The following is a 15671-nucleotide window of genomic DNA, read 5'->3' as shown; positions in this document are numbered from 1 at the left end:
GCGAGCAATATTGTTTCACGTGAAACACCATTTATAGTATCAGTCCTGATATTCATATTTTTATTCCATGGAAAGTATCATCGGTGACATTGTCAATAATGATCTGCTGTTCGGTAAAGATAAAGAGCAGGGGATAGTTGGCGCATACCAGCTGAGCGACACACAAATAAGGGTATTCAGTCGTCATGGCGCCTCGGTCACACACCATGACGATACGTTTTTCCCCTATTTTTTCCTTTCTGACAGTTCACTGCTTGAGGGCTTTGTTCCGGAAGAAAATGAAAAGTTCTGGCTGGTAAAACTCGGCGGATCAAACTACTATCAATTTCTCTCCATTTTCAAAAGCTGGAGAAATTATCGCGGGGCTCTTGACTTTTTAAACAACAGACGTTTTGGCGAGAGTGCCGATCAAGGTATCCAGAGTCCGGCAGTTGAGAACAGTTCACACATATATAATAAAGGCGATGCCGTCACTCAGTATTTTCTTCAGAGCGGCAAAACCCTCTTCAAGGGTATGATCTTTGATGATCTCTACCGCATGCAGCTTGATATTGAGACGAATTACAATCCTGAAAAACGTGATGGCGCGGCAAACGGGATCGGTTCTGATGAGATCATTATTGTCTCTTTTTGTGATAATCGTGGATGGGAGGCTGTTCTCCATTCAAAAAAGAGCTGTGAACGGGAGCTGCTTAAAGCGGCAGTGTCACTTATAGGAGAGAAAGATCCTGATGTTATCGAGGGGCACAACATATTCAGCTTTGATCTTCCCTATCTGCAGCGTAGATGCGAAAAACATGGTATTCCTTTTTCGATAGGCAGAAACAACCTTCTGCCTAAAACATACCCGTCAAGCATTCGTTTCGCTGAACGGAGTATTGATTACACCTTTTATGATATCCCCGGGAGGCATGTTATTGATACTCTTTTCCTGGTGCAGAGTTACGATATCTCGAAACGCTCCATGCAGAGTTACGGTCTGAAAGCCGTGGCTAAACATTTTGGTTTTGCTTCACCCGATAGAACTTACGTTGACTACAAGGATATAGCTGCGCTTTGGGAAAATAATCATGCAAAACTTCTTGCCTATGCGCTTGATGATGTTCGCGAAACAAGGGCTCTCTCCTCTTTACTTTCTGCCAGCAATTTTTATCTCTCACAAATGCTGCCGTATACCTATGCAATGACCGCCCGCATAGGCCAGGCTGCGAAGATAGAGGTTCTTCTGGTCCGCGAATACCTCCGCCTTAAACACTCTATCCCAAGGCCCACTGCCGGTCAACAGCACTCCGGAGGATATACCGAAGTCTTCCTGAAAGGGATTCTCGGCCCTATTGTCTATGCTGATGTTGAGTCACTCTACCCCTCTATCATGCTCTCTTACGATATTTGTCCAAAAAGTGACGAATTGAAGGTCTTTCCGGGTGTGCTCAATGATCTGAAGGAGTTGCGTTTCAAAGCCAAAGATCGATCACTCAGAGAAAAAGAGTGCGGAAACAAATCGCTTGCCGATAATTTTGATGCGATGCAAAGCTCATTCAAAATAGTTATCAATGCCATGTACGGCTATCTTGGTTTCAGCGGAGGGATATTCAATGATTTTGCAGAAGCGGACAGAGTGACATCAACCGGACAGAGTATTGCAAAAAAAATGATTGTTGAGTTTGAAGCCAGAGGATGCCGCGTTATTGAGGTTGATACGGATGGTATTCTGTTTATTCCACCACCTGGGGTGATACGTGAAACTGATGAAAGATTGCTTGTCAGTGAAGTTTCTGCGCTTATGCCGGAAGGCATTAAAATAGGTTTTGACGGGCGGTACAGAAAGATGATCTCCTACATGAAAAAAAATTATGCGTTGCTCAGCTATGAGGACGTCATGATTCTGAAAGGATCTTCGCTTACAAGCAGAAGCGGAGAGAAGTTCGGGCGTGATTTTGTCCGCAAAGGCTTTGAAAAGCTTCTCAGCGAAGATATTGAAGGACTTCACAATCTTTTCACCGAGTACCGTAATAAAATTCTAAACCATGAACTTGATATTACCGAGTTTACAAAAACAGAATCGCTGAAAAGCACCGTTGAACAATACGCCGAAGATGTGAAATCTGGTAAACGCTCAAAAGCAATAACCTATGAAATCGCTATCAAGAACGGCCTTCGGGTAACAAAAGGGGACCGGATCACCTACTATATCTCCGGAACAGGAGCGGGCAGTGCTTCGTATGAGAAAGGCAAGCTCTCCACGGAATGGAAAAAAGAGAAACCTGACGAGAACACGCACTTCTATCTTAAACGACTTGATGAGCATTGCCAGAAATTTCTTCCTTTTTTCAAGCCGCAGGATTTCAGCATGCTTTTTTCTGATGATACGCTCTTTTCATTTTCTGCTGAGGGGATTGAGCTGATAAGGGATATCCGCCATACCGAGAGCTACAACCCCGGGAGTGACCTTGCTTTATGAAAAGCCTGTTTCGGTTTTGTTTGTATATACTGTATCTTTTTTCCCATTTTTGAGGAACTATATATCCTGTTTCCCTGTAGTGTTACAGGCTATTGGAGAATAATTTTTAACTATTTTTTTGAAACTAACATGGCAGACAATAAAGTACTTCCTGTTTCAAGTGATGTCAGTTGGATCGGTGTGCTCGATCCCGGTCTTATTACCTTTGACATCGTAATGGAGACAAAATATGGCACAACCTATAACTCCTATTTCATCAATGCGGAGAAAAAGACCATTATAGAGACAACAAAGGAGAAATTCTGGCCTGAATATCTTGCTAAAATAAAACAGGTTACCGACCCTTCTGAGATAGAGTATATCATTGTTGACCACACGGAACCGGATCACTCAGGCAATGTCAGAAACCTGCTTGCCGTGGCTCCAAATGCAACCGTAGTCGGCAGCGGTAACGCGATCAAATTTCTCCGCGACCAGACCGGTCATGACTTTAAATCACTTGTTGTAAAAACAGGAGATTCGCTTGATCTTGGCAATAAAACGCTTCATTTCATCAATGCGCCCAATCTTCACTGGCCTGACACCATCTATACCTGGCTTGAGGAGGACCGGATTCTTTTCACCTGTGACTCTTTCGGCTCCCATTTCTCGCACGAAGAGATGTTTGATGACCTTGTGGGTGATTTTGACGATGCCTTTACCTACTATTTTGATGCTATTCTCAGACCGTTCAGTAAATACATGATTCAGGCGGTAGAAAAAATTAGAGCTCTTGACATACAGACCATCTGTCCCGGTCATGGCCCTATTCTGAGATCAAACTGGAAAAAATATGTAGATCTCTCTTTAAAATATGCGACTACGGCCATTGCGATGCCACAGGAAAAAAATATCCTGATTGCCTATGTTTCTGCCTATGAAAACACCACTCTGCTTGCCCATAAAATAGCAGAGGGTCTCCGCCAGTCATGTGATTTCAATATTGAGATTTGTGACATAGAGTCTATGCATTTTTCAAAACTTGAGGACAAGATCGCCCACTGTTCAGGAATTATCGTGGGATCGCCTACGATAAACCAGAATATACTGCCGCAAATCTATCAGCTCTTCGCGGCCATAAACCCGATTCGTGACAAGGGAAAGCTCGGCGCCGCTTTCGGCTCTTATGGATGGAGCGGTGAGGCAGCAAAAATGATTGAAACAAATTTCTCACTGCTCAAGCTGAAAGTTTTTGAACAGAATGTCATGGTAAAGTTCAAACCTCATGAACCTGAATTTGAAAAATGCATCGATTTCGGCAAGGCCTATGCAGATAAAATGATTGAGATCTACCAGTTGAGCTGCAATCTGTGATCAAACAGCAGTATGGGCTGTTGAAAACCAAAAAGGGTTACCGGAAACGGTAACCCTTTTTTTATATACAATTAACGATACAGCTACTATGGAGATGGCCGTCGCCGCTACCCGGCCGCTGGTTCGTCGGGCTTAACGGAGAGCGATAGCGGTGAAGTACGTTATTTAAAAATAATCTCTTCAACTATCGGGCGCTCAAGGGCGGCATTAAGTTTGTTGCGTATATCCTGTTTTCGAAAATTCAATTCCATGCGCCATGAGGGATTTTTCACCTGGATAAAGAGCTGTCCGCCGGTAAATCGCTCAATGGAGGTGGCACCGGCAATAGCCTCACCAACAACACTGTTCCATATCTGGAGTGTCTTGTACTGCTCATATGCCTCTGTAAGCCCTAACGACTGGCACATAGCGCCGACTACAGAAGAGATTTTTTTCGGATCTTTTGTTCTTGACACCGCTCAGTGCTCCCGGTTGTCTTTCAGTGATTCCACAGAGAATGCCGTAATGTTTTTCTGATCTTTTTTTTCTGTCGAGGTAATGATGGTCTGTCCGCAATCTTCCAGAATAGTGAATATATCAGCAATCCTTGAAGCATCAAGTTCACTGAAAATATCATCAAGCAGACAGATCGGCTTTTCAGCGGTTTTTTTGTAAAAAAAACGGTGCTGGGCAAGCTTCAGTGCGATAAGAAATGTTCGTAACTGACCCTGTGAGGCGTATTTCCTGATCTCTTTGCCGTTGATGAAAAAAAGAAGCTCATCGCGGTGAGGTCCGCTCATTGTCTGCGCACGCATCATCTCATAGCTTTCTGTCTCATGATATTTTTGTGTGAATCGACGATAGAGCTCATCGACTGAACTATCTGCACTGAGCGTACCCAGTGAACTTCTGTAGAAAAAAGATGGCTCCTCATGAAGCGATAATTGCCGATAAAGCTCGCGAAAGTGCGAAAAAAATTCATGTATAAATGAGAGCCGTGCGTGTACAATTGAAGCGGCAAGTCTTGATAGATTTTCAGTCCAGAGGGCAAGCATTCCCTCCTGCGGGAATTTTTTCTCCGCTAATTGGGCCAACAGCGCATTTCTTTGCTGAAGAACCCTTCGATAAGCGATCAGATCATCAAGATATCTTCTGTCTGTCTGGCATATAGCGTTGTCAATAAACCGCCTTCTTTCCGCAGGTGCGCCATTGACAATAATCATTTCCGGAGGAGAAAAGGTAATGCAGGGTACCCTGCCTATATGGCTTGAAAATGGCTTTATTTCACTGTTATTGACCGCTACCAGCTTCTCCTTCTCTTTTGTATAGCTGATTTTCACCGTCACACCGTAGCCTGAACAATCCTTAAAAATGCTTTCAAGCAGAAAATAATCCGTAGCAAAAAGAAGACAATCACTATCCGCTGCACTGACAAACCCTTTTGTCAGTGCACAATAGTGGATACCTTCAAGAATCGAGGTTTTTCCTGATCCGTTATGGCCGTAAATGAGATTAATCCCTTCTGTCGGCTCAAAAACTGACGAGCGGTGATTCCTGAAATTCTCATACTGTATATGTTCAAGCAGCAATAATTCCCCTCATCGTTCAAAGCATCCCGGTTATTTCTGAGTAAGAAATGGTTAACAAGTAGAATGGGGCACATAAACGCTCCTCTCCCGACGTGTCGGGAGAGGAGATTTTTTTACCGATCATTCATAGATAGCTTAACGACAATAATTTGAAGACGATAACCATCAATTATTGATTCGGACAGGCATGACCAGAATAATCAGTTTATCATCCTCTTCCTCCTTGTGCGGCTTGAAAATAACGGCCGTTGTAGGACTTTTCAATTCTATACGAATCTCATTTTCATCAAGATGTGCAAGGGCAGCTTCGATAAACCGTGAATTAAAGCCGATGGTGATAGGTTCACCGTTGTAGGTACAGGGCAATTCTTCCTGTGCGGCTTCACCCTCATTGGTATTTTCGGCCAGTATTTTCAGCACTTCACCTTCAATAACAATCTTGACATCTCCGATACTTGAAAAACGCCCTACCCGCTTGACTGAATCATAGATCAAGGACCGATCAACAATCATATACTTGTCATGCTCTACAGGGATAACCGCATCATAATTTGGGTATGGTTCAACAATAAGAGCTGCATCAAGAACAATATTTCCGCTGATGAATCGCACAAAACGCCGCTCTGAATCGATACTCATGGTAACGGTTTCATACTGTGCAAGCTTCTGGATTATTGACAGAACTCTTGCCGGAACAACTATTTTCTGTTTTTCAGCAATATCCGTTGATGAGCTTTTTCTGCACCTTACCAGTCTGTGCCCGTCAGTCGAGACTGCGGTAATAACCGATCCTTCAAGTTCAAACAGTACACCCATCATGGCCGGCCGCATACCATCAACACTACAGGCAAAAATGGTTTTCTGAATGAGATCCTGAAGTTCCTCCGTTGCAAGTTCAAGAGAGATGTCGTAGATTTTCTCGTACTTCTCCTGTTTGCTTTCAAACTGGCAGGGTATTTTATAGCGACCCTTGTCAGTTTTGATGTGAACGGTACCATGATCACTGATCTCCTGCCTTTCGATGTCGAAGGTCACAGAGGTATCATACATGCTTCTGAGAAAATCCTGGAGAGTTCTCGCTTTGATTCCGATGTTGCCGCTGTCAGAGGTATCCACATCACTTCTTGCAGTAATGGAAAGTTCTCCGTCTGTTGCAAAAAGCGTCAGAGTTCCGGACTCTATGGATAGGTGAACATTTTCAAAACGAGGATCCATAGTTTTTGCAGGAATTGCCTGTGCAACCTTGCTTACAGCATCCTGCAGTTGACGAATTGAGGAAGTTAATTTCATCTGCTCCAACTTTTACTATTTAATATTTATAGAAATATTGTTGTTGTTGTTGAGAGTGTTGATATCTGGACAACTCCATTCAAGACTCTTCTATTGTATTATTAAAATTACAGTTAATCAAATTTTTCATAACCTCTTCTCTGTTGATAACCGCCTCTTTTTCAATCAGTCGGTCTGTGTGAGGTTTGTTGATAAACTATTTTCTGAACCTTTTCTGTTGATAACCCTTCACTTACCAAGATTGTGCCAACACCATCTTAACATGTTGTAAACATAACCATACCTACATTGAAAGAATCTCTATTCTTTTACGGATCTCTTCAATTTTTTTCCGCTCTTCGGTAAACGTATCGACTCTTTTTGTAATGGTAGTGACTGCGTGAATGACCGTTGAGTGATCTCTGCCACCAAAATGAAGGCCGATCGTCTTCAATGAGGAGTCGGTAAGGTTTTTTGCCAGATACATGGCAATTTGGCGACCGACAGCAATCTCCTTTTTTTTCGATTTTCCCTTCAGGTCATTGGGAGTAATGGAGAAGTAGGCACATACAGCTTTTTCAATCGTGTCAAGTGTCAGACGTTTTGTGGTATGGCGGATAATATCCTTGAGGGTTGATTTTGTGAAATTCAAATCAATTTCCCTGTTGTCAAGAGATTGTGCCGCAAGCAACTTGACAATGCATCCTTCAAGCTCCCTGACGTTTTCCGTTACATTTGTTGCAATGAATTCAATAACATCTTCATCAAGCGGAACGCCACCCTGGCGTAGCTTGCTGAGTATGATGGCCTTTCGTGTTTCATAGTCCGGAGGCTGAATATCTGCTGAAAGTCCCCAGTTAAAACGCGAAATAAGACGATCTTCAATACCTTTGATATCCTTTATAGGCCTGTCCGCAGAGAGGATAATCTGTTTGTTGGACTGGTGAAGGGTGTTGAAAATATGAAAAATCTCCTCCTGCGTTTTTTCCTTGCCGGAAAAGAACTGAATGTCATCGATGATAAGCACATCGATGGCCCGGTAAAAGGATGAAAATTCCTGTATTTTACCATTCTGTATTGCGTTAACAAAGTCAATCGCAAATTTTTCACTCGACACATAAAGCACCTGGGCAGATGGCCGGTTTTCACGAACACTGTTGCCGATAGCCTGCATCATATGTGTTTTTCCAAGCCCTACACCACCGTAGATGACAAGAGGATTAAAGGCGTTCTGGCCGGGACTCTGTGCAACGGATTTCGAAGCGGCGAATGCCAGTGAGTTGCAATCACCGCGAATGAGCGTGTCAAAGGTGTACTTGACGTTCAGATGCGTTTCAAAACGGGCCAGATCGCGTTCAAACGTTCCGTTTGTTTTGGTTTTTAACTCAACACCCTGGTTTGCCGCAATAAAATCACTGTTCATGGTGTTCTGGTGCGGCAGTTCAATCGTTACCGGCTGCCCCTGCGATTTATCCATAACGATTGAATACATCAATCCGGCCTCGGGGCCGATTACATCCTTGAGTGCCTGTTTTAAAAAGGAGGAGTAGTTCTCTTCAATCCACTCATAGAAAAATTGGCTTGGAACCTCAATGGTCAGTTCACTCCCGGAAAAGCTTAATGGTTTGATCGGGGAGAACCATGTTTTAAATGCAAGCGGATTTATTTTTTCTTTGATGGCTTCCATGCAGGCATCCCAGACCTGATGTTCCATTGAGGCGCTTTTCTGGTTTTTGGTCTGCGGATAGTCAGGGAGCGCCTTTGACGTAACTTCGGGCATAGAATACCGGGATTTGAGAGGTAAGGAGCGAAATTGTGCGAGCCATCAACATTTACTGTTCACAAGTTAGTGTTTTAAGTGGATAAAAAACAATTTCCTTTATGAAAATCCCGCAAGATTCTGTGCCCCGGCCGGCATAAGTTTTCAACATCGTATTTTATTTTATTTGTTGACTTTAACGGTATTCTTTGTTACAGTAGTCAACATGTGTGGATTCTTTCGGAAGGGCGTCCTGTCGGGGCTTTTGGGTTAGTGACTTTTTTTATCCACAAACCATCCACATTGTTGATAAGTTGAGGCGGGAATCCGATATTTTACCTCGTTGCATGTTGTTTTATGGGTAGAGACTCTTGCGGTGGACTGTACTATTTGTTATTGAGTGTTCATTGTGCTAAATTACGCGCCAAGTAATTTTGAATTATTATAAAAGTTTGGAGTTTTAAGCGATGAAAAGAACCTATCAGCCGCGGAATAGAAAAAGAAGGAACAAGCACGGATTCAGGTCGAGAATGGCAACCAAGAATGGTCGTAAAGTTCTTTCTGCAAGAAGAGCAAAAGGTCGTCACGCGCTTTCGGTCAGCAGCGCAATGGGTACGGCCGGACAGTAAGTAGTTTCCCGTCAGGCCTTCAGGCTGTCGGGTTGAATCAATTGCTCTTTTCAGGATTTGAACAAGCCACACCTTCACGCTCTGCGAAAGCATGAGATATTGAGAAAAAAGCAACTGATTTCCCTTTTGTTTTCAAGCGGGATCGGTGTGAGAGGTGATTTTTTGAAAATGGTCTATGCTGATCTCCGCCAGGAGAGCCGCTCTTTTCCAGGCGTTCCGGCCATTCTTTTTGCGGTAAGTAAAAAAACTGTTCCATCTGCAGTTCGGCGCAACAGGATAAAGCGCATGATGAGAGAGGCCTACCGGATTGAACGGTCATCGGTAATAAGGAGCAGTAGCGATGAGCAGGATGGTGCTGAGGCAAAGAGACTCTGTATTGTCTTTCTTTTTACGGGCAGAAAAAAAACACTCCCGGAGTTGCAGGAATTCAGGGAGGAGATCAGACGGTTAATGCAGGGGATGAGACTTTCCTGACAGAGGGAGTCAAAGACAGGCTTTTATATCTAATGCAGCACTCATGACGGGCAGCGTTTTTTGCCGGATAAAGGATGAAAGCATGACTATCTGGAAGTATGTCAATGAGGTACCGATTTTACTGATAAAGTTTTACCAGGCCTTTCTTTCGCCTCTGCTTGGCTCTTCCTGCAGATACTACCCCACCTGTTCCGCCTACGCGCTTGAAGCTTTTCGCACTCATAATTTTTTTTACGCCCTCTGGTTGACAGTGTGGCGTATTCTTCGATGCAACCCCTTTGCAAAGGGCGGGTTTGACCCGGTACCCTTGCGTAACAACGATCTTCACTGTAAAATTAAAGAGAGAGGTAATGGATAGAAAATCATTGACAGGCCTTGCGCTTATTGGCTTGATTATGTTCGTCTGGCTGCAGTTCATGTCGCCGGAGAAAAAACTGTTACAGTCACCGGAAGCGGTGAAAATAGAGCAGACCAATCCGCAGGCACTTTCATCCCCTGTGGCAGCGGCTCCTTCCGCGGATACGTTCGGTGTTTTTGCCACGGCGTCCGGAGGTCGTGAGCAACTCGTAAAGGTGGATAATGATCTTTTCAGGGCAACACTCTCTTCCAAAGGCGCCACACTGAAGTCACTGGTTCTGAAAAAGCATCTGAATGGAGAGCGCAAGCCGTTCGATCTGGTCAGCAACACTAGGAACGGAGCTCTTTCACTGCTCTTTCTGACCCGTGAAGGGAAAAAAATCGATACCCGCGACCTCTATTTCAGCACGGTAACGCTTGATTCAGTTCGTGCTATCAGCGGCAAACAGAGCTACGCCGTGCGTTATCACCTTGACATTGCCCCTGCCCAGGCTATTGATATTACCTGGCTCTTTTCCGGCGACAGCTATAAAGTCGGCTATGATGTCAAGCTTACAGGATTTGCCAGTGAGCTTGCCGGTAATGAGTATCAGCTCCAGTGGGATGGCGGACTCGGTTATTCGGAAAAAAACCGGAAGGATGAGTCACAGAGTGTGCTTGCAGGCGCCTATCTTGGCGGAAGCCTCGTTAAGCTTGATGCGGCCAAAGAGAACGAGACCTACCGTGAAGAGCAGTCCGGAGAAGCCAAATGGGTAGCAGTCCGCAACAAATATTTTGTTGCAGCGCTTATTCCCTCCAGGCGTACGGAAGGCATCCATCTTGATGGAAAAAGAACGGCCGGTAACGAGTTTGAGAACTATACGGCAGCCCTGAAAATGGGCGTTCCATCAACCGGAACGGTATCAGATGACAAGTTCAGCCTCTATCTCGGGCCGCTTGACTACAATATTGTCAAGTCACAGCATGCCGACCTTGAAAAAATCATGGACTTCGGCTGGGACTGGCTGACGAGACCTTTTGCCGAATTTATCATTCTGCCGGTTTTCGGCTGGATGAACACCTTTGTAAGCAACTACGGTCTTATCATTATCATTTTTGCCTTCCTGATCAAGCTGGTCACCTACCCGCTTTCAATGGCTTCGACGAAGTCCATGAAAAAGATGTCGGCACTTCAGCCGGTGCTCAAGGAGCTGCAGGAGAAGTATAAGGATAACCCGGCAAAGCTGCAGAGCGAGCTTGGCAGGATCTACAAGGAGGCAGGAGTCAACCCGATTGGAGGCTGTTTGCCGGTGCTGTTGCAGATGCCGCTGCTCTTTGCCATGTTCTATGTGTTCCGCTCCTCGATAGAGCTTCGTCAGCACAGCTTCCTCTGGGCAAAGGATCTCTCCGTTCCGGATTCCATACTCGATTTCGGATTCAGCATTCCCATGTACGGAAATCACATTGCGGTCTTCCCGATTCTCATGGCGGTGACGGTTTTTATTCAGCAGAAAATCACGCCGACGACGCAGAGCAATGATCAGATGAAGGTGATGATGTACATGTTCCCGGCCATGATGCTCCTCTTTTTCAACAACATGCCGGCAGGCCTCGGACTCTACTATCTGATGTTCAACATCTTCAGTGTGGCGCAGCAGTTCTATATCAACAAGACCACCACTGCCGCCGATATGCCGAACGTGACACTCACAGCGCCCTCTTCAGGCGGATCCCGTAAAAAGAGCAAAGGGGCGTCGAAAAAGTAAATAGTGGTGTTATGGCGCCAATCGAGCAGGCCGATGTGTGGCTTTTCCGGTTACTGAACCTTCGTCTGGTTCATCCGGCAGTAGACGACCTGATGGTTTTTCTGACCAACGGCTCCCTTTCCCGTCATATCGGCATTCTGGCAGCGCTCTTTATGGTCATCCGCAGGGGCAGGCAGGGTTTTCTTGTAATCCTGCTTGCCCTTCTTGCTGTCGGCATGGCTGATTTCATTGCCTCCGGTATCTTCAAACCGCTTGTCGAGCGCATCCGCCCCTGCTTTGCCCTTGATCAGGTACGCCTGCTCATCCATCAATCGAGGAGCTACTCGTTTGCCTCATCCCATGCGGCGAACTCGGCAGCGGTTGCCGCCATGACCTGGATTTTCTTTCACCATGGCGAGAGGATCGAAAAACTCTTTACCACGCTCATGATAGCCTACGCGCTTGCCATCGGCTTTTCGAGGATCTACGTCGGCGTTCACTATCCCGGAGATGTGCTTGGCGGCATCATGATCGGACTTTTCAGTGCAGCCATTGTCTATCTGCTCTTCTCCTGGATCGTGAAGAACATTGTTCAGCCACGCTTCATGCATCAAAATGCCCTTTCCGGTGAGTGAAGTGTATTGGGGAGTCGATCTTGGCGGCACCAAAATCGAGGCGGTGGTGATTGATGGCGCCCTGAAGCCCATCTGTCGTCGCCGTATTGCCACAGAAGCTGAATACGGCTACAGCCACATCCTTGAGCGCATCAGTACGCTTCTCGGCATGGTCTCCCGAGAGAGCGGAATTCCCATACCGGAGCGGATAGGGATCGGCACACCCGGACGGTATGATACTCTCCCGGGTGTCATGAAAAACTCCAACACGGTTGCACTGAACGGTCGCGATCTGAAGCGCGATCTTGAGCAGCTTCTCCATCGGGAGCTGCTCATTGAAAATGACGCCAACTGTTTTGCCCTTGCTGAATCGATGCTTGGTTGCGGGGCTTCCTTGATGCGTGATCCTTCAAAAATGGCCTTCGGCATTATTCTCGGAACCGGTGTCGGCGGCGGGATAGTGTGCCACGGAAGGGTTCGTCACGGCGCCCACGGTATTGCCGGAGAGTGGGGGCATAATGAGCTTATGCCGGATGGAGAGGCCTGCTACTGCGGCAGGAGGGGCTGCGTGGAGACGGTTATTTCCGGCCCGGCGCTTGAGCGCTACTACAAAGCTCTTACGGGCAGTTTCAAGCCGCTTTCACAGATCGCTTCTGATTGCAGCTCGGATACCGCAGCGGCAGAGACCATCGAGCGCCTGCTCTTCTGTTTCGGCAAAGCACTCGCCCGGGTGATCAACATCCTCGACCCCGATCTCTGTATAATCGGCGGAGGAGTCGGTCAGGTTGAGCAGTTGTACTCACCGGAGGCCCGTATAGCAATCGAGCGCCACCTCTTCAACAGCGAACTCCGCATCCCCATCCTCAAGCCCCTCCTCGGCGACAGCGCCGGCGTATTCGGCGCCGCGCTACTCTCATTCAAGCCCATAATTTCTTGAGCTGTTTGCTGTTTGTTGACATTATTGTTAACCTTTGCAATGTGTGAAATTAATTTATTACCAATGAGTGACTTGCAGAACTATATCGCAACACGTAAAGCGGAAGATCCTGAGTTTGCTGAGGGTTATGATGAAGGGTACAGGAACTTCAGAATCGGGGTGATGCTGAAGCAGGCAAGGAATAATGCCGGGCTGACACAGGATGAGCTTGCAGAAAAACTCAAGACGCACAAGTCAGCTATCTCACGAATTGAGAACCACGCGGAAGATATAAGGCTCTCTACGCTCTCACATTATGCCGAAGCTTTAGGGAAAAAACTTGAAATACTGATTCAGTAACAGGGTTTCGTTATCAATCAACAGTTCACTGTCGTGTCAGCCATCAGCAGAGCTGAATGGAATGAATACCGTTTCGTAATTCCTGCAAAAATTGGCAAACTCGCCTTTGTATCGCGTAAATAAAATTTCTTAACAAAAAATTTACGAGATACTAACCTATTAATTTTATTCATTTTAAATGAATGGCATTAAGTTTTCTTTACGTAAATTTTTTCTTCGCGATCTATTTTACGAGAACCCATTGCGGACTCACCATACTTCCGCTATTAACGATCAATCGATTTCTGCGAAGTTCTCCAATCAGGTTGCCGATCTTATACTTTTTCTGCTTGTCGCTCATCCAATCGGGCAACTTATTCCATAGTAATTCATTAATGTCCTTACGGGTCAGTGACCCATGTTCGCCAATCGCTTTGCGGATAAAGTCAAGGTAATACTGTTTATCAAACGCCCTGTTTTTGCTATAAGAAGCTTTTTGGCCAGTCTTTTGTGCAACGGCTCTGGCTATATAAAAATTTGGTTTCCGTCCTTCGATAAGGGACTTGGCTTTAAGCAGTTTTTCTTCGTCACTGTTGAGTGGCTGACGTTTTTGCACCTTATCAAGCCCCATGATTTCGCTGAGAGTCAACTCGCCATTTACAGCAAGTAGCCTGGCATAGTCCATATTCAGTACTTTGCCGGTGAGCATCAATTTTACCCGATTGCTTGAAAGCTCGTAATCAGGTAATGGAAAAAACCGTGCCTTTTGAAGCAGAAACAATTTCCGAATTCCACCTCCTGCTGTATCCACCATTTTCAGATTAAACATCGCTGTTGCTAAAAAGCGGTTCCGATAATGTTCCTCCGGAGCATCTTCCATAACGACACGTTGCACATTACCGGGAACAAAACTTCCGAGATTGGTGAAAATCAGAGTCTCCTCTCCTTCAACAACATTGATACGCCCACCCAAAGTATAATCTTGATGGGCAATGCAATTATTCAAAGCCTCACGAATGGCATAGGGCTCATATTGATCGACCTCTTCAGGAAAAAGAGTTCCTTCAGGGATGTAGCGGTATTTCAGGTTACGGATTTTTGCATAAACCTTGTCAACTGCAAGTAAGAGCGGTAATCCGAACAATGCATAATCCCGGTCATTGCCCTGATGATCTTTGAGTAACCAGCGAATTTTGACGTCGGCAGGCAATAAAAAATGCTCAGACTCATCTTTGCCCAACAAAATCAGTGCTGTTCGGGTTAATTTTCCTTTAATGGCAAGTTTGAGAGGGGTGCAGGGACGTAAGTGACAGAGGTAACAAGCCAAGGCAAATCACAATCCCCAATACATCAGGGGTTCGTCAGCGACGCAACATCCGGCTCATGCCTGCCCATGAAATCCGCAGCACTCCTGCAACCTCCCCAACAAGACTTCCGGACATAGATTACCGTTTTGTTGTTTTCTGCCTTTTTGCCAATCCGCTTTACGTCATCCTTCCGGTCTTTATCTTCAAGCGCAATACCCGACCTCTCGATTCCACGAACCATCACATGATGCAGCGATCCCGGCGTATCCAGCCGTGCTCCTCGTGGCATCGCCTCTCTCCTTTCATGGATTCAGAATATTTTCGCTTTCAGATTACTCGACGTTAGATAAAGTTTTTAGCTACGGAACAACGTCCCCTATTCTGATCGTACCATTGCTGTATATCGTGGCATGACTCGGGGTCATGATGGCTGGCTATGCCTTTCATGTAAGTAACTTTCATACTTTACTCATTGCCGGTTTTCATCGGCGCTTTCAGAGCGTCCCCTATTCCCCTATTCCCCAGGTGTTTATCGGCTTAAGTTGTCTGACAAGCGGTTATCGCTCAATTTAGGGCTTCATCAATAATCTATTTGACGAATTCGCTGCTGCCGATTCTCCGTTCATCACTGAACTACCGTTCACCTCACAGCATCAAGTAAAACACTTCCGACCATCCACCAATTAAACGGACTAAACCCCCGCCGCTTTCCAGTCACCTTTATCACTTACGTCCCCTACTCATTTCACTCTCTTCTCTGCTTTGAAATATCATCAGCCTGTTTTGCATGAAGGTCGGTCTCTGGCCGTTGAAGGGTACTTCTGAGGTGCAATGATGGGCATTTTTAACCTGAATAATTCATGAGCAACGGGCGCAGGAGATTTTCGAAGTAAAAGTCCGA

15 protein-coding genes are annotated in these 15671 nt (G+C 45.6%); 9 read left to right on the top strand and 6 right to left on the bottom strand.

Features of this window, described 5'->3' with window-relative positions; all coding sequences use genetic code 11:
• Nucleotides 1-67: 67 nt before the first annotated feature.
• Both BOO20_RS01240 and BOO20_RS01235 read left to right on the top strand, forming a co-directional pair.
• Nucleotides 68-2461, top strand: coding sequence for a DNA polymerase domain-containing protein (locus BOO20_RS01240; RefSeq protein WP_076789594.1), 2394 nt, complete (start codon nt 68-70; stop codon nt 2459-2461).
• A 129-nt stretch (nt 2462-2590) separates the two neighbouring features.
• Entirely contained in the window at nt 2591-3814 is a 1224-nt protein-coding gene (locus tag BOO20_RS01235; protein WP_076789590.1) for an FprA family A-type flavoprotein, read from the top strand.
• A 161-nt stretch (nt 3815-3975) separates the two neighbouring features.
• Here BOO20_RS01235 and BOO20_RS01230 read toward each other — a convergent pair whose 3' ends face one another.
• The 4 genes from BOO20_RS01230 to dnaA form a co-directional block, all read right to left on the bottom strand.
• Nucleotides 3976-4269: a DUF721 domain-containing protein gene (locus tag BOO20_RS01230; RefSeq protein ID WP_076789587.1), complete on the bottom strand. Its 294-nt coding sequence runs from the start codon at nt 4267-4269 to the stop codon at nt 3976-3978.
• A 3-nt stretch (nt 4270-4272) separates the two neighbouring features.
• Entirely contained in the window at nt 4273-5382 is a 1110-nt protein-coding gene (locus BOO20_RS01225; protein WP_076789584.1) for a DNA replication/repair protein RecF, read from the bottom strand.
• A gap of 165 nt (nt 5383-5547) precedes the next feature.
• Nucleotides 5548-6672 carry a DNA polymerase III subunit beta gene (gene dnaN, locus BOO20_RS01220; protein WP_076789642.1) on the bottom strand — a complete coding sequence of 375 codons (1125 nt, stop codon included), beginning with the start codon at nt 6670-6672 and terminating at the stop codon, nt 5548-5550.
• Between the two features lie 283 nt (nt 6673-6955).
• Entirely contained in the window at nt 6956-8431 is a 1476-nt protein-coding gene (dnaA, locus tag BOO20_RS01215) for a chromosomal replication initiator protein DnaA (protein ID WP_076789582.1), read from the bottom strand.
• Between the two features lie 446 nt (nt 8432-8877).
• Here dnaA and rpmH point away from each other — a divergent pair, with 446 nt between their 5' ends.
• The 7 genes from rpmH to BOO20_RS01180 all read left to right on the top strand — a co-directional run bounded on the left by rpmH (nt 8878) and on the right by BOO20_RS01180 (nt 13484).
• Nucleotides 8878-9039 carry a 50S ribosomal protein L34 gene (gene rpmH / locus BOO20_RS01210; RefSeq protein WP_076789579.1) on the top strand — a complete coding sequence of 54 codons (162 nt, stop codon included), beginning with the start codon at nt 8878-8880 and terminating at the stop codon, nt 9037-9039.
• A gap of 57 nt (nt 9040-9096) precedes the next feature.
• Nucleotides 9097-9513, top strand: coding sequence for a ribonuclease P protein component (locus BOO20_RS01205; protein WP_076789576.1), 417 nt, complete (start codon nt 9097-9099; stop codon nt 9511-9513).
• Between the two features lie 82 nt (nt 9514-9595).
• Nucleotides 9596-9871: a membrane protein insertion efficiency factor YidD gene (gene yidD, locus BOO20_RS01200; protein ID WP_076789639.1), complete on the top strand. Its 276-nt coding sequence runs from the start codon at nt 9596-9598 to the stop codon at nt 9869-9871.
• A complete protein-coding gene (gene yidC / locus BOO20_RS01195; protein ID WP_076789574.1) occupies nt 9864-11615 on the top strand; it encodes a membrane protein insertase YidC in 1752 nt (583 codons plus the stop codon). The genes yidD and yidC overlap by 8 nt, the downstream gene beginning before the upstream one ends.
• 11 nt (nt 11616-11626) lie before the next feature.
• Entirely contained in the window at nt 11627-12229 is a 603-nt protein-coding gene (locus BOO20_RS01190; protein WP_076789571.1) for a phosphatase PAP2 family protein, read from the top strand.
• On the top strand, nt 12222-13145 hold the full coding sequence (locus tag BOO20_RS01185) for an ROK family protein (RefSeq protein ID WP_233120844.1): 924 nt from the start codon (nt 12222-12224) through the stop codon (nt 13143-13145). Before BOO20_RS01190 ends, BOO20_RS01185 begins: the two co-directional genes overlap by 8 nt.
• 63 nt (nt 13146-13208) lie before the next feature.
• Complete coding sequence (locus BOO20_RS01180; RefSeq protein ID WP_076789563.1) at nt 13209-13484, top strand: helix-turn-helix domain-containing protein; 276 nt, start codon at nt 13209-13211, stop codon at nt 13482-13484.
• Between the two features lie 223 nt (nt 13485-13707).
• Here the strand turns inward: BOO20_RS01180 and BOO20_RS01175 are convergent, their stop codons facing one another.
• Complete coding sequence (locus BOO20_RS01175; protein ID WP_198935396.1) at nt 13708-14703, bottom strand: ATP-binding protein; 996 nt, start codon at nt 14701-14703, stop codon at nt 13708-13710.
• A gap of 110 nt (nt 14704-14813) precedes the next feature.
• Nucleotides 14814-15059, bottom strand: a complete 246-nt coding sequence (locus BOO20_RS01170; RefSeq protein WP_076789556.1) for a hypothetical protein — start codon at nt 15057-15059, stop codon at nt 14814-14816.
• Nucleotides 15060-15671 lie beyond the last annotated feature (612 nt).

Origin of the sequence: Chlorobium sp. KB01, assembly GCF_001975465.1 — a bacterium.
In the GTDB taxonomy this organism is placed as follows: Bacteria; Bacteroidota; Chlorobiia; order Chlorobiales; family Chlorobiaceae; genus Chlorobium.
The sequence above is the reverse complement of the archived record's forward strand: the minus strand, read 5'-3'. Positions and strand labels throughout refer to the sequence as shown.